This window comes from Comamonas odontotermitis (assembly GCF_040396735.1).
In the GTDB taxonomy this organism is placed as follows: Bacteria; Pseudomonadota; Gammaproteobacteria; order Burkholderiales; family Burkholderiaceae_C; genus Comamonas; species Comamonas odontotermitis_C.
Window position 1 is genome coordinate 41,017 of the sequence record NZ_JBEBNZ010000015.1, and the last position, 14,149, is coordinate 55,165.

The window sequence follows — 14,149 nt, forward strand, 5'->3', positions numbered from 1 at the left end:
TCTATGAGTTAGGGCAAAACGCTCCAGGCCTGCTCCAGCGCGGCCTGCGACGCAGGCGGCAGCACGCCCAGGCGCACGTGGCCGGGCAAGCCGAAGCTGGCACAGTCACGCAGCTTGATGCCCTGCGCGCGCAGGCAGGCCAGGCGCTGCACGAGTGCTTCTTCGTCCAGAGGTGGCCGTGCCACAAAGTAGTTGGCCTGGTGGCCGGGCGCCACCGCCCAGCCCAGCCGCTCGCACAACGCCAGTTGCTGTCGCTTCCAGATTCGCAGGCTTTGCAGGCCCAGGGCCAGCCATTGCTGCACTTCGTCGGTCGTCCAGGCTTCCAGCATGGCCACGCCGTGCGCACCCACCACCCAGGATGGCGCCAGCTCGCGCAGCGCGCAAAGCGCCTCATCCGTGGCGTGGAGCGGTGCAATCGCGTAGGCGGCACGCACCCCCGTCATGCCCAGGGCCTTGTTGGGCGTCCACAGTTGCCACAAGCGGTCCAGATTGCGCTGCGGAGCATCGCCTTCCAGCCACAAAGGGCGGTAGGCGCAATCCAGAACATGCCAGCCCCCCCTTGCAGACGCAGAAATGGTATCCAACTGGCCAAGCGGGCTCGATGGCTCGCAGAACCAGTGCAGATCGCCATCCCTCACGCCGGCCTCTGCGCTGTCGCGCCGCTGCAGCGCCAGCCCCCACACCCGCGCGGCATGCGCATAGTCGCCGTAGTGGTGGCGGGGCAAGGTAACGGCCGATGCACCGTTGCGCGCTGCATGTTGTGTGATCCGGTGAATCAACTCGCTGCTGCTGCCGCCGATGACAATGCGCCGCTGCACCACTGCGTGAAAAGCCGCCAGGCGATCCCGCAGCCCCATATAGAGAGGATCGGGGTACTGCGCCACATGCGCGGCCTGCAGGGCCGCCACCGCCGCAGGGCACGGCCCGAAAGCATTGCGGTTGGTGGAAAAATCGTGCGCGGGTACACCCAGCGCGTCGGTGCCGCCATGGATGCCTTCAAGCATGGCGAGTTCCCATCCACAATGCTACTGAAAAAATAGCAAACAGCACGCATACCACCTGCACCACAATCACTTTGGAAGCCAGATTTACGGCCTGCTGCAGATGCGGTGCCCCGGGCGCCATACCCTGCGGATTCAACTGGTACACTCCCGGCTTGGACAGGTGCACGCCCAGCGCCAGCGCCATCGCACCCATGGGCCAGCCGCCGTTGGGCGAAGGCGTCACACGCGCATCACGCCGCAGTGCGCCCCAGGCAACACCCCCTGCCAGCAGCGCCAGCCAGGCAGCGGTAAGGCGTGCAGGCACCCAGTTGAGCACATCGTCCGCCCGCGCCGCCCATTTTCCAGCCCACTGCCAGTAACGGCGATCTTCGCCCTGCCCCCGCCAGCCGGGGTAGCCCCACATTGCATCTGCCGTGTTGGCCAGGCGGTACACCGCCGCACCGGGCAGGCCTGCAATGGCAAACCAGAAGAGCGGCGCAATGACGGAGTCGCCCAAATTCTCGGCCAGGGTCTCGATGGCGCTTTCACGCACGGTGGCGGCATCAAGTTGGGAGGTATCGCGGCTCACCAGCCACGACAGGCGCTCGCGGCCCGCTGGCAATGACTGCTGCAGCGCGGCTTCAACGGCCAGTACCTCATCCCTCAACATACGCCAGGACAAGAGGGGCTTGAGCAGCACCCCCATGAACACACCAGCCAGCCACCAAGGCTGATACGGCAGCAGAAAGAGAATGGCCCAGTAGATCACAAAAACAATAGCAGCCAGCGCGCACCATGCAACCATTCCCAATACAAATCGCATCCAATCTTGCGACTGTTCTGCGCGCGGCGCTATGTATTTTCCGATCACGCTCAGCAGCTTGCCCATGTAGACGACCGGGTGCAGCCAGGCGGGGGGCTCGCCCCACAGCCGGTCCAGCGCCAGGGCCACCAGCACGGCAATCAAGGCGCACAGCAGGTTCTGCGACCACAGCACCGCCGCATCTGGCGCGGCCGTGAGCGCCCGGTACAGCCAGCCCAGCGGGCTGAAGGACCAGGCGAGCAGTTCCGACCAGGTGATGGCCGTCATGCCGCAGGCGGCCCCTCAGTCCAGACATCGTCCATCAGCATGTCTTCCAACGGTGCACGGCAGGCCCATTTCTCCTGCTGCAGCATCGGCTCGGCATAGTAGGCGGCAACAGGCCCCAGGCACAGCACGCCCAGCGGGTGGGCACCTGCCGGCATTTGCAGCAGTTGCGCCAGCGCCTGCGGGTCGAAGATGGATACCCAGCCCATGCCCAGCCCTTCGGCACGCACGGCCAGCCACAGGTTCTGGATGGCGCAGGCCGCACTGGCGATGTCCATCTCGGGCAGGGTGCGGCGGCCAAAGATGTGCGCCTCGCGCCCCGGCGGCATGGCCACCACCAGCACCTCGGCGGCATCCAGCACGCCCTGCACCTTGAGCTTCATGAAATCTTCCTCGCGCTCGCCCAGTGCGCGGGCGGTGCGTACGCGCTCCTCCTCGACCAGTGCATGGATCGCCTCGCGCAACGCCGCGTTTTTCACACGGATGAAGCGCCAGGGCTGCATGAAGCCCACGCTGGGCGCGTGGTGCGCCGCGCGCAACAGGCGCAGCAATACCTCTTCAGGCACAGCGCCACCAGCAAAGTGGCGCATGTCGCGCCGCTCGTAGATGGCCCGGTAGACAGCCGCGCGCTCCGCCTCGGTGAAAGGCGTGGCGGCAACCAGGGCCGGTGCTGGGGGAGGAATCGGTGTATCGGGCATGGTTCGATTGTGGACCCTTACGCTGCCACCGGGGCTGCGGGGCAACAGGGTCGGAGTGCGTTCACGCTCAATCCTCGATACCGCGCTGGGCAGGAATGCCCGCCTGGAAGGCATGCTTGACGAGCTTCATCTCGGTCACCGTGTCGGCAATGTCGATGATCTCCTGCGGGCAGCGCCGGCCCGTGAGGCAGACGTGCACATCCTTGGGCCGCGCAGCCAGCGTATCGAGCACCTCCTGCAGCGGCAGCCAGCCGTAGATCAGCGGGTAGGTGATTTCATCGAGCACCACGAGGAAGTATTCGCCCGACAGGATGGCGGCACGGGCCTTTTCCCAGCCGTCGCGCGCCAGTTGGCCCGACTGCTCCAGATCCTTGCTCTTCCAGCTGAAGCCGTCGCCCAGGCCTTCGATGGGCATCCCCACCTGATCGGCCAGCCGGTGCTCGCCAAAGCGCGCCGTGGGCACCTTCATGAACTGGAACACCTTGACGGCCTTGCCCCGGCCCGTCGCGCGGAAAGCCAGGCCGAATGCGGCCGTGCTCTTGCCCTTGCCGTCGCCGGTATTGACAATGACGAGGCCCCGGCGCTCTCCCTCGGGCTTCTCGTACGGTTTTTCGGTAGGGGGAGTTTCGATCTGCATGTTTTTCCTTCTCTGGGCTGCAAGCGGCACATACCACCCACAGCTTTTAAAAATTTGACCCACCCGGGACGAGACACGCCGGACAGAGCCGCCCAGGCGGGGGGATTCTTCACTTCGCCATACGCGGCAACGCCATCCACAGGCCATCGATGCTGCGCACCTGGATGCGGTCGTCAAACACCGCTTCAAGCGCCGCGTGGGTGGCAAGGTCGCTGCAGGCGCCCTGGTGCACCACCCGGCCTTCCTGCAGGATCAGCATATCGTCGGCCAGCAACGCCACCGAGATTTCGTGCAGCACGCTGATGACCGTGGTGCCCTGGCTGGTGAGCGCGCGCACGCTGTCCACCCAGTCGGTCTGGTGCGGCGGGTCGAGGTTGGCGAGCGGCTCATCCATCAGCAGCACCTGGGCCTGCACCGCCAGAGCCCGGGCCAGCAGCACCCGCTGGCGCTCACCGCCCGAGAGTTCCACCACCGGGCGGTGGCGCCACTCCCAGGCCTGGGTCTGGCGCAGGCAGCGCTCCACAATGGCGTGGTCTTCGTGGCTGGGCGCTGCCAGCCAGGGCTGGTGCGGCAGGCGGCCGAGCAAGGCCACATCCAGTACCGTCAGGTCTTCGGTCACCACCTCACCCTGGCCCAGCCAGGCCAGGGCCTGGGCGCGCGCCTTGCGCGGCCACGACTGCAGCGGTCTGCCCAGCAGATGCACCTGGCCCTGCAGGCCATGCGCGGGCCACAGGCCGCTCATGACCTTCAGCAGGCTCGATTTGCCTGCGCCATTGGGGCCGACGATGCTGGTCCACCGGCCCTTGGCAAACCCGGCAGACAGGCCATGCAATATCGGCTTGGAATGCACGCTGGCACATATCTGACGCGCAGCAATAGCTATGATTTCGGTAGTATTTTGCGGCATCACATGGCTCCTGCCGCCCGGGTGCTGCGGTGCATGCGCCACAGCAGATAGGTGCCCCCCAGCGCTGCAGTCAGCACGCCTACCGGCAGCTCCTGCGGCGCCACCAGCCACCGCGCCAGAATGTCTGCGGCCAGCAGCAGCGTGCCGCCCATGGCCGCCGCCAGCAAGGTGCTACGACCGTGGCCGATGCGCACCAGGCTGCGCACCAGGTGCGGTGCAGCCAGCCCCACAAAGGCAATCAGGCCTGTCTGCGCCACCGAGGTACCGGTGGCCAGCGCCAGCACCGCCACCAGGCCGTAGCGCAGTTGCGTCAGCGGCAGGCCCAGGCTGGTGGCCGTGGCTTCGCCCAGCGTCAGGCCATCGAGCACCCGCGAGCAGGCCCAGGTGGCCAGTGCACAGACCAGCAGCACCCCGCCCATCAGTGCGCAGCCCTCCCAGCCCACAAAGGCCGAAGTGCCCAGCGTGAAGGCCTGCATGGCTTGCAGGATGTCAGGGTGCTTCAATTCCAGCAGATCGCGCATGGCACCCAGCACCACGCCAACGATCACACCCGCCAGCAAGAGGCGCAAGGTGTTTTGCACGTTGCGCGCCAGCACCACGGTCAGGCCCACGGCGCAGGCGGCACCGGCAAAGGCCATGCCGGTCATGCCCAGCCGGTAGACCAGGCTCAGGCTGGTGAGGGACGAACCCATCAGCACCAGGCCCACGGCGCTGCCCAGCGATGCACCCGATGCGCTGCCCAGCAGGTACGGATCGGCCAACGGATTGCGAAACAGGCCTTGCGCCACGGCCCCGGCAAGGCCAAGCAGCGCGCCTGCCAGCCAGGCGCCCAGGGAGCGCGGCAGGCGGATGTCCATCACGATCTGCCAGGCCGTGGCGTCGTCCCGCATGCGCAGCACGCTCTCCCAACCCGTGCTGCCCACGCTGGCGCCCACCATCAGCAGCGCGATGGAAAGCAGTAGTAACACCAGCGCCAGCCAGCCACTGCGGCGCTGGCCGGGGGCGCATTCGTGCAGTAGCGCCTGCTCCGCCTGAGCCGCCATCAACGCTGCCCTCCTTCGACCGGCTTTTCTGCGTCCTGCTTTTTAGGCGCCTTGTCAATCAGGCACTGCGCAATCAGGTGGGCGGCCTCTGCCATGCGCGGGCCGGGGCGCACAATGGTGTAGGAGTCCTGGTCGTTGAAGACACACAGGTTCCCGCCCTTGATGGCCTTGAGGCTGTTCCAGCCTGGGTAGCTGGTGGCGGCCTGCATGCTGCGGTTGCCCAGCATGATCACGTCGGGCTGGGAGCGCAGCAGAAACTCGGGGCTCAGGCGCGGAAACGGCCCCAACTCGGCAGGCACCACGTTGTCCACCCCCAATTGGGCCAGAATTTCTCCAATGAAGGACTGCGGCCCGGCAGCATACGGGCCCCGGCTCACTTCAAAATATACCCGGCTGTGCCTGGCAGAGGCAGGAACACGCTGCGCCGCATCGGCCACGCCCGCTTGCAGCTCGCGCCACACACGTTCGGCACCTTCTGCCGCAGGCACGCCCAGCACCTGGCCCAGTTGTTGCAGTACCTTGTGCACACTGGCCTGCGATTTCACTTCCAGCGCCGCCACTTTCACGCCCAGCGCCTCCAGCCGCTCTGCCACCTTCGAGGCATGCGACATCAGCACCAGATCGGGCTTGAGCGCCACGATGGATTCCACGCTCGGATCCAGCCCGCCCCCCACTATTGGCAGTTTCTTGACGGCCAGGGGCCAGTCGGAATAGCGGTCCACCCCGACCAGCCGGTCGCACAGCCCCAGGGCGCAGGTGCTTTCGGTCAGCGAAGGCAGCAGGCTGACGATGCGCTGCGGAGGCCGTGCCAGTTGCACGGTCTTGCCACGGTCGTCGGTGATGGGCTGGGGGGCGAGGCGTGCGGATTCGGCCAGCACAGGAATCGCTGCTGCACGCTCGGCAGCAGGCAACTCCTTTGCGGTGGCCGCTGCTGCGCCCAGCAACGCTGCCGCCACTGCGATGCTTGCGGTACGCACGGCACGCAGCAAGAGGAGGGAATTTGGAAAACGCATAGAACGGGCCATCATTTCATGTGCAGAGGCAACCCCGCCGCCATCAGTGTGACGCGGTTGCACACCGCAGCCGTTTGTTGGTTGAGCACGCCCAGCGCATCGACAAAGGCGCGCACTTCGCGCCCCATGGGAATCACGCCCAGGCCGATCTCGTTGCTGACCAGAATGACCGGGCCGGTCGCGCGCTCAATGGCTCCTAAAAAAAGAGCTTTCTGCGCTTGCCAGTTATGCACTGCAGCCTGATTTTCTTCAAAGTTTGGTGCAGGCATCAGCCAGTTGGTGAGCCACAAGGTCAGGCAATCGATGATCAGCAGGTGCTGCGGCCCGCTGCATGCGGCTATCGCCTGCGCCACATTAAGCGCCTCTTCCACCGTGGCCAGTTGCGGCACGCGTGCGGCGCGGTCGCTCTGGTGGCGGGCAATGCGGGCTTTCATTTCATCGTCGTAGGCAGTGCCAGTGGCGATCAGACTGGCGGTGTAACCCGCGCCTTGCTGCAGCCATTGGCGCGCCAGCAGCTCTGCCTGCCGTGATTTGCCGGATTTCTGCCCGCCCAGCAGCAAGAGCTTGAGCGCTGCACCGCCCACTGAAAAAGAAGGTTCTGCCATGGTCGCCATCTTATGCAGTCTGGGTGGCCGATGCGGCACACGCATCCGGCCAGCCCTGCTGTGCAGTTTGCTGTAAGGCCTGCAGTACATCCGCCCCCAGCAGGGCAGCCACAGCCTGCGGGCAGGAAGGGAACCATGCGTGGAAATAGCTGGCATGGATGCTGCCATGGCAGTACACCGCTTCCCCCTTGCCGCTTTCAGGTTCCTGGCCCGGCCGGCTGCTGCGTGCAACCAGGCCCGCATCGCTGTCCAGCCGCGAATAGTGGAAGGTGTGGCCACGCAGCACGCCCCAAGGCGTCGCCAGTTGCTGCATGCCCAGGCCCGCCAGGCGCTGCTGCATGCGCGCCTGCGCTGGCAACAGGCTCCACAGGCTGTGCCAGCGGCCCTCCAGATCGGTCAAGCCTTCGGCCAGCGCCACCATGCCGCCGCATTCGGCCCACACGGGCTTGCCTTGCTCCACATGGGCCTGCAGATCCAGCTGCAGGCCGGCATTGGCCTGCAGGGCCTGCAGGTGCAGCTCGGGGTAGCCACCGGGCAGCCACAAGGCATCGCATGCAGGCAGGCCCTCGCCCGCCACGGGCGAGAAAAATGCCAGCTCCGCCCCCATGGCGCGCAGGCACTCCAGATTGGCCGCATAGATGAAGCTGAAGGCCGCATCACGCGCAACGGCAATGCGGCGCCCAGTGAGCAGCGCAGGCACCTCGGCCGCATCGTCCTGGGCCGCAAAATCCACCGACCAGCGCTGCTGCCAGTCCGACCAGGACAGCTGCCCCAGCGGCGTCTGGGCCAGCGCATCGGCTGCGGCATCGAGCCGCTCCAGCGCATCGGGCAGTTCCTGGGCGGCCACCAGACCCAGGTGGCGCTCCGGCAGCAGGTTGGCACGCGGAGCACCGCCTGCCAACGCCACATGGGGCATCGCCCCGAGCCAGAGCGCCGGGTCGCGCAGGCCATCGCGCAGCAGTTTGCCGTGGTAGTTGCTTGCTACACGATTGGCCAGCGCTCCGGCAAGCTTCATGTCAGGATCAAAGTGCTGCATGCCATAGGCGATGGCGCCAAAGGTGCCAGCCATGGCCGAGGCGTCAATGACGACGACCACCGATATGCCAAGGGATTTGGCCAGGTCTGCGGCACTGCTTTCGCCATCAAACAAGCCCATCACACCTTCGATCAGCAGCACGTCATGACAAAGGGCCGCCTGGTACAGGCGGGCACGCACATCGTGCTCGCCGTTCATCCAGCGATCGAGCGTGTGCACATCACCGCCACTGGCGAGACGGTGCCATTGCGGATCGAGAAAATCCGGCCCGCACTTGAACACCTGCACACGCCGTCCGGCGCGCGCGTGCAGGCGTGCCAGCGCCGCCGTCACCGTCGTCTTGCCCTGCCCGGATGCGGGCGCCGCCACCAGCAGCGCCACGCACCGGGAGGTTTTCTGACCATCGCCTCCGCTCACCGCTGCATCCGTCACCCTGTTTGCTCCCGACTTCCTGACTTCCTGGATGCCCTTATTGGGGCATCCACTTGATGCCGATGTACGCGCTGCGACCTTCCGAAGCGTAGGTGCGTGCGGTTTCGTACTTCTTGTCCGCCAGGTTGTTGATGCGGGCAATCAGGCTGAAATCCTTGGCAATCTGCGTACTGGCCGACAGGTTGAACAAGGTGTAGCCGCCCAGCACATTGGTGTTGGCCGCGTTGTCATAGCGCTTGGCAGTGGCCTGCATTTCGGCGCCCAGGGTCCAGCCAGCCACGCGCGTGTCACCACCCAGCGTGGCATAGCGCTTGGCGCGGCGTGCCAGCAATTTGTCCGTGGTCTGGTCGCGCGGGTTCTGGAAATCCACCGAGCCATGCAGGCTGAACTGACCCAGCTTGGTGGTGCCAGCCAGGGTGATGCCTTCGAGGCGCGCCTTGCCAACGTTGGAATAGCAGCCGCCATAAGGTCCATTGTTGCCACTGCAAGTACCCGTACCGCCCACCCAGTTGATCAGGTTGGTGACGTTGTTGCGGTACACGGTGGCAGAGAAGCTGTCCGCACCCTGTGCCCAGCGCAGGCCCAGTTCGGCATTTTTGCTTTTCTCCGGAGCCAGCGATGCGTCGCCATACTCGCTGAAGCGCTGGTACAGCGTGGGCGCGCGGAAGGCCGTCCCCACAGTTGCGGTGGCGCGCCAGTTGGGTGCAAATTCGTAGCCATAGGCCGCGCTGCCCGTGGTCTTGCCGCCGAATTCGCTGTCGTCGTCGCGGCGCAGGTTCAGCTGCACAGTGTGCGCGCCGCTGTGCATGCCGTAGCCCAGCGCCAGCGCGTTCTGGCTGCGGTCGCGGTCGATGCCGCCATTTACCAGCGAATCCTCGCGGCGCTCCAGCGCGGCCGTCATGGTGTGGATGCCGTAACGCCACTCATTCTGGAACAGGTAGTTGTGCAGGCGGGTATCAGTCTGGTAGGGCGATGGCCGGGTTTCGTAGTAATCGCGCGATTGGGTGAGCTGCAGCTTGGTGCTGTAGTGGTCGGTCCACTTGGCCTGCCAGTTCAGGCCCAACGCATACATCTTGTTGATGCTGCGGTCATCTTCCTTGGGGGAGACGTCGTAGCCCGAATTCATGTTGCTGGCCATCATGGTGGCCTCCAGCCGGTGCTGCTGGTTGAGCTGGTAGCCCAGGCGCGCATTGACCGCGTTGTTGCGGTAGCCATCCTTGTCGGGGTTGGCGGTAGGGGTGGTGCGCGCGTTGAAGCCATCCGATTGCGCGCGGTTGAGGCCAATCGAGTAATCCCACGCCCCTTCGCCCCCCGAGATGCCGGCTTCGGCCGTATAGGTGCCACGGTTGCCAACGCCAAAGCCCACATAGGGCTTGGGCGCGCCTTCGCCCTTCTTGGTGAATATCTGCACCACGCCACCCATGGCGTCGGACCCATACACGGCCGCTGCCGGGCCACGCAGCACTTCGATGCGGTCGATGAGGGCCAGCGGAAGGTTTTGCCACGAGGCACCGCCGGTGGACTGCGAATCCACACGGACGCCATCCACGTACACGGCGGTAAAGCGCGTCTCGGCACCTCGAATGAACAAGCTGGTGCTGGTGCCCGGGCCGCCATTGCGGGTCATCTGGATACCTGGCACGCGTGCCAGCACATCGGCCACGCCGCCAGGCCCCTGCCGCTCGATGGTCTTGCTGTCGATGATGGACATGTCGGCCGTCAGATCGGACAGCGGTTGCTCGATGCGGTTGGCGGTGACTACCATCGCCTCCAGGGTTTTACCCTCTGTTTCATTCGCAGCCTGGGCCTGTGCCGACAGGCTGGCAGCCACCAGGGCCGCTGCCAGGGCAATGCGGGTGTGTGACGAGTACAACGAAGAAAAAACGATAGCAGAATCGGGCGCGCACAGGCGCACCACTGGCGAATGGGAATGCATCTACATCTCAGGCGATGAAGTACCCCGCGCCAGCCTCCCCGCCGGCAAATGGGGAAAAACAGAAGCGGCACGCTCTGCAGCGTACCGCCATCCACAGTGTTGGCCGGTATCCGGGCTGACGATGACACAGCGCGCGCCTTCCCAGAGACTTGTTCAAGGTATCCAGTGGCTTAGAGTGCGGGCTGCGGAGGGCAAAATACCGTCCATCGCTTACCGTTGCGGGGGCAGCGCAGGTTGAGCATGGCTTGTAGGGCACAAGCGCACTCCCCTGCTTCCCGTTGAACTGCCAGAATGTGAACCACCCTGGCGAGCACCAACGGGTACAATTTTATCGTCTTTACTGTTGCGCTTTAATAAAACTGTCTCTCTATGGTCACTACGCCTTCTTTGGACCTGATGCTTGAGCGGGTGGAAACTTTGCTGACCCGCTACGAACAACTGCAGCGTGCGCATGCCACCCTGCAGGAACAGGTGGATACCCTCACCCATGAACGCGACTCCCTACAATCGCGCCTGACGGCCGCCCGCTCGCGCGTTGACGCGCTGATCGAACGCCTGCCCAAGACTTTTGACCAGGACGAATCATGAAGCAGCTTGAAGTTCACATCATGCAGCAAAGCTATATGCTGGGCTGCCCCGAAGGCCAGGAAGAGCGGCTGATGGCCGCGGTCAAGCAGGTGGATGAAGCCATGTGCGGCATCCGTGACGCTGGCAAGATCCGTGGACGCGAGCGCATCGCCGTGCTGGCGGCCCTCAACATGGCCTTTGATCTGCTCGATCTGAAAACCCAGAACACCGAGCTGAACCAGGAGGCCGAACAGGCCCGTACCCAGGCGGCGCAGGTGGAGCAGGCCGAGCCCGCTACCGCCCAGGCTTCGCTCGACTGGGAGGAGCCCCGCCTGCAATCCATCATGCAGCGCCTCGATGCCGCCACTGGACAGCCAGCCGCAGGCAGTGCGGCGCAGACGGTGTAGGGTTTCGCAAAACGCCTCCATCGGCCGTACCCAACACCAGATCGCGGCCGCATGCAAGTATCTGCAAAAAAATTGGCATTAAGCTCATATCCAGCAAGCAATGGGCGCTATTGTTTTTACCCAGCCTTTGGACATTGAATTGGTTTTTTACGGCCATCCACCCCTGGCTGCCGGTACAATGGAGTCGTTCGCAGCCCTGCCAGACTTTATAGTTCCTTGAACCAATGCTCTACGAGCACGGGCTTGGTACATCACCTGTTGAGCGTGATCGTCTCGCGTCAGATGAACCCAACGACAGGTTGCCCTTGCCCACCTGAACCCCCGGTTCAGGATGACGGTCTGGTAGATCCGCTGCGAACACCTGTTTTCGGCCTGGCTGGCCTGATTCGAAGCAATGAGACCAGCAACTATCGACTTCTCCTCTCCGCCGCGGCGGGGCTTCAGGCCACCTGGTTCAGGTGGCCTTTTTACTGGGCGCACCGCAGTTGCCCTGGTGGATACTGGTGCCCATGACTGATCCCATCGTTCTGCTACCGCTCTCGTGCGTGGGCTTGATCACCGGCTTTCTGGCGGGCCTGCTGGGCATCGGCGGGGGCATGGTGCTGGTGCCTTTCATGACTTACATCCTGGGCACCCAGGCCGTGGCCCCGGAACTGGCCATCAAGATGGCGATTGCCACGTCGATGGCAACCATCATGTTCACCTCCATCTCGAGCGTGCGCGCCCACCACCGGCGTGGCGCCGTGCGCTGGGACATCGCCCGGCGCCTTGCGCCCGGCATCGTGCTGGGCGGACTGGTCGCGAGCCTGGGTATCTTTTCGCTGCTCAAGGGCCAGTATCTGGGCCTGTTCTTCGGGCTGTTTGTCGGCTACTCAGCACTGCGCATGTTTCGCAAATCCCAAACTGCAGCCTCGCGCACCATGCCTGGCACAGGCGGTCAACTGGCAGCCGGCGGCGTGATCGGTTGCCTCTCGGGGCTGGTCGGCGCGGGCGGCGCCTTCATCAGCGTGCCGTTCATGACCTGGTGCAATGTGCCCATCCACAACGCGGTGGCCACCAGCGCTGCGCTGGGCTTCCCGATTGCCGTGACCAATGTGCTGGGCTTCATGGTGGCGGGGCTGCACGTGCAAGGCCTGCCACCCCACTCGCTGGGCTATATCTGGCTGCCCGGCCTGCTGGCGGTATCCATATGCAGCGTGCTGACCGCGCCGCTGGGCGCCAGGGCGGCGCACCGGCTGCCGGTGGCCCAGCTCAAGAAGATATTTGGCGGCATTCTGCTGTGCCTGGCGGTCTATATGCTCTACAAGAGCCTGCGAGCCTGGTAGCGAATTAAATGATTTTGGAGAACCGGGCTCGCGTGCGATCCGCCTGCAGGTGCTTGTCAAACACCATCGCTACGCCGCGCACAAAGTACCAGCCCAGCTCGGTCACGGAAACAGCATCGTCAGTGATCTGAACCAGTCCCTGCTCCTGCATGCTGCGCAATTGCTCCAGCTCCGCCGCAAAGTACTGGTGAAAATCGATCAGCCAGGCCTGCTCCACCGATTCGATCACCAGGTTGCCCTGGCACATCAGGCCCATGATGACGGAGCGGCGCAGCATGTCATCGCGTGAGAGCGCCAGGCCTCGCACCACAGGAATCTGTCCCTGGTCGATCAGGTCGTAGTACTCCTCCAGCGTCTTGGCATTCTGGCTGTAGGTGGCGCCGATCTTGCCAATGGCCGAGACACCCAGCGCCAGCAGATCGCAATCGGGCTGCGTGCTGTAGCCCTGAAAGTTGCGATGCAGGCGCCCCTGCCGCTTGGCCACGGCCAGCGCATCATCGGGCAGCGCGAAGTGGTCCATGCCCACATAGACGTATCCGCCTGCCTGCAGGGCTTCCAGCGCCTGGGCCAGCATGGTCAGCTTGTCTACGGGCTTGGGCAGATCCTGCACGGCAATGCGGCGCTGGGGCTTGAAGCGTTCAGGCAAATGCGCATAGGCATACAGCGCAATACGATCGGGCCGCAGTTGGCAGACCAGCTCCATCGTGCGCGCAAAACTGACTGGCGTCTGGTGAGGCAGGCCATAGATCAGATCAATATTGATGGATTCAAAGCCGATCAACCGCGCCTTGGCCATCAGGGCAAAAACCTGCTCCGAGGGCTGCTCGCGGTGCACTGCCTTCTGCACTTGCGGGTCAAAATCCTGCACACCGAAACTCAGGCGGTTGAAGCCCAGTTGAAACAGATGCGCGAGGCGCTCCCCACTCACGGTCCGTGGATCGACCTCGATCGAGTACTCGCCCCCCGGCTGCAACTGGAACCGGCTTTTGAACATGTCCATCAGGCGTGAGAGCCCATCGTCGGAGAGGAAGGTCGGCGATCCGCCGCCCAGGTGCAACTGGCTGACGGCCTGGCGGGCCGGACAGTGGGCCAGTTGCAGGTCCAACTCACGCTCCAGATAGTCCAGGTATTCGTCGGCGCGCTCGGGGTGCCTGGTGATGATCTTGTTGCAGGCGCAGTAGTAGCACAGCGATTCGCAGAATGGAATGTGCACATACAGCGACAAGGGTGCCAGACGGGTACCCAGCCCGGTCCGCCGCTGCTCCAGCGCCTGTTTGTAGCCATTCGCACCAAAGGCTTCAACAAATCGGTCTGCGGTAGGATACGAAGTGTAACGGGGGCCGGGTACATCAAACCGGCGTAACAAATCGGGGGTCAGGGAAATCATGGTCTCAATTCCGTACGGATGCCCCAATGTGCCGCAAGCGGCCGACCACGTCCTTGACTTACATCAAGATTATTTTTCTTGTCTGC

General features: G+C 64.4%; 14 protein-coding genes and 1 riboswitch. Of the genes, 3 read left to right on the forward strand and 11 right to left on the reverse strand.

Annotated features, from left to right (window positions below; all coding sequences use genetic code 11):
* Window positions 1-8: 8 nt before the first annotated feature.
* The 10 genes from ACH2DG_RS13895 to ACH2DG_RS13940 form a co-directional block, all read right to left on the reverse strand.
* Window positions 9-1,004, reverse strand: coding sequence for an aminotransferase class I/II-fold pyridoxal phosphate-dependent enzyme (locus ACH2DG_RS13895; protein ID WP_395026834.1), 996 nt, complete (start codon window positions 1,002-1,004; stop codon window positions 9-11).
* Entirely contained in the window at window positions 997-2,073 is a 1,077-nt protein-coding gene (gene cbiB, locus ACH2DG_RS13900; RefSeq protein WP_395026836.1) for an adenosylcobinamide-phosphate synthase CbiB, read from the reverse strand. The genes ACH2DG_RS13895 and cbiB overlap by 8 nt, the downstream gene beginning before the upstream one ends.
* Window positions 2,070-2,768 carry a 5,6-dimethylbenzimidazole synthase gene (gene bluB, locus ACH2DG_RS13905; RefSeq protein ID WP_395026837.1) on the reverse strand — a complete coding sequence of 233 codons (699 nt, stop codon included), beginning with the start codon at window positions 2,766-2,768 and terminating at the stop codon, window positions 2,070-2,072. Before bluB ends, cbiB begins: the two co-directional genes overlap by 4 nt.
* A 67-nt stretch (window positions 2,769-2,835) precedes the next feature.
* Window positions 2,836-3,405 (reverse strand): cob(I)yrinic acid a,c-diamide adenosyltransferase, encoded by a 570-nt coding sequence (gene cobO / locus ACH2DG_RS13910; protein ID WP_395026838.1) that lies wholly within the window; start codon window positions 3,403-3,405, stop codon window positions 2,836-2,838.
* A gap of 109 nt (window positions 3,406-3,514) precedes the next feature.
* Entirely contained in the window at window positions 3,515-4,312 is a 798-nt protein-coding gene (locus ACH2DG_RS13915; protein WP_395026839.1) for an ABC transporter ATP-binding protein, read from the reverse strand.
* Window positions 4,312-5,355 carry a FecCD family ABC transporter permease gene (locus ACH2DG_RS13920; protein WP_395026840.1) on the reverse strand — a complete coding sequence of 348 codons (1,044 nt, stop codon included), beginning with the start codon at window positions 5,353-5,355 and terminating at the stop codon, window positions 4,312-4,314. The genes ACH2DG_RS13915 and ACH2DG_RS13920 overlap by 1 nt, the downstream gene beginning before the upstream one ends.
* On the reverse strand, window positions 5,355-6,368 hold the full coding sequence (locus ACH2DG_RS13925) for an ABC transporter substrate-binding protein (protein ID WP_395026842.1): 1,014 nt from the start codon (window positions 6,366-6,368) through the stop codon (window positions 5,355-5,357). Before ACH2DG_RS13925 ends, ACH2DG_RS13920 begins: the two co-directional genes overlap by 1 nt.
* Window positions 6,369-6,379: 11 nt before the next feature.
* Window positions 6,380-6,973: a bifunctional adenosylcobinamide kinase/adenosylcobinamide-phosphate guanylyltransferase gene (locus tag ACH2DG_RS13930; protein ID WP_395026844.1), complete on the reverse strand. Its 594-nt coding sequence runs from the start codon at window positions 6,971-6,973 to the stop codon at window positions 6,380-6,382.
* A gap of 10 nt (window positions 6,974-6,983) precedes the next feature.
* On the reverse strand, window positions 6,984-8,441 hold the full coding sequence (locus ACH2DG_RS13935) for a cobyrinate a,c-diamide synthase (protein WP_395026845.1): 1,458 nt from the start codon (window positions 8,439-8,441) through the stop codon (window positions 6,984-6,986).
* 37 nt (window positions 8,442-8,478) lie between these two features.
* Window positions 8,479-10,377 carry a TonB-dependent receptor domain-containing protein gene (locus ACH2DG_RS13940; RefSeq protein ID WP_395026846.1) on the reverse strand — a complete coding sequence of 633 codons (1,899 nt, stop codon included), beginning with the start codon at window positions 10,375-10,377 and terminating at the stop codon, window positions 8,479-8,481.
* 83 nt (window positions 10,378-10,460) lie between these two features.
* A riboswitch (cobalamin riboswitch) is annotated at window positions 10,461-10,710 on the reverse strand.
* Between the two features lie 36 nt (window positions 10,711-10,746).
* Here ACH2DG_RS13940 and ACH2DG_RS13945 point away from each other — a divergent pair.
* From ACH2DG_RS13945 to ACH2DG_RS13955, 3 genes are all read left to right on the forward strand, one after another.
* Window positions 10,747-10,965 (forward strand): PspA/IM30 family protein, encoded by a 219-nt coding sequence (locus ACH2DG_RS13945; protein WP_224149904.1) that lies wholly within the window; start codon window positions 10,747-10,749, stop codon window positions 10,963-10,965.
* Window positions 10,962-11,351 (forward strand): cell division protein ZapA, encoded by a 390-nt coding sequence (locus ACH2DG_RS13950; protein ID WP_395026847.1) that lies wholly within the window; start codon window positions 10,962-10,964, stop codon window positions 11,349-11,351. The genes ACH2DG_RS13945 and ACH2DG_RS13950 overlap by 4 nt, the downstream gene beginning before the upstream one ends.
* Window positions 11,352-11,860: 509 nt before the next feature.
* Window positions 11,861-12,676 (forward strand): sulfite exporter TauE/SafE family protein, encoded by an 816-nt coding sequence (locus ACH2DG_RS13955; protein WP_395026849.1) that lies wholly within the window; start codon window positions 11,861-11,863, stop codon window positions 12,674-12,676.
* Window positions 12,677-12,680: 4 nt separating this feature from the next.
* On the opposite strand, the gene hemN is transcribed toward ACH2DG_RS13955, so the two are convergent.
* Complete coding sequence (gene hemN, locus ACH2DG_RS13960; RefSeq protein WP_395026850.1) at window positions 12,681-14,063, reverse strand: oxygen-independent coproporphyrinogen III oxidase; 1,383 nt, start codon at window positions 14,061-14,063, stop codon at window positions 12,681-12,683.
* Window positions 14,064-14,149: the final 86 nt, after the last annotated feature.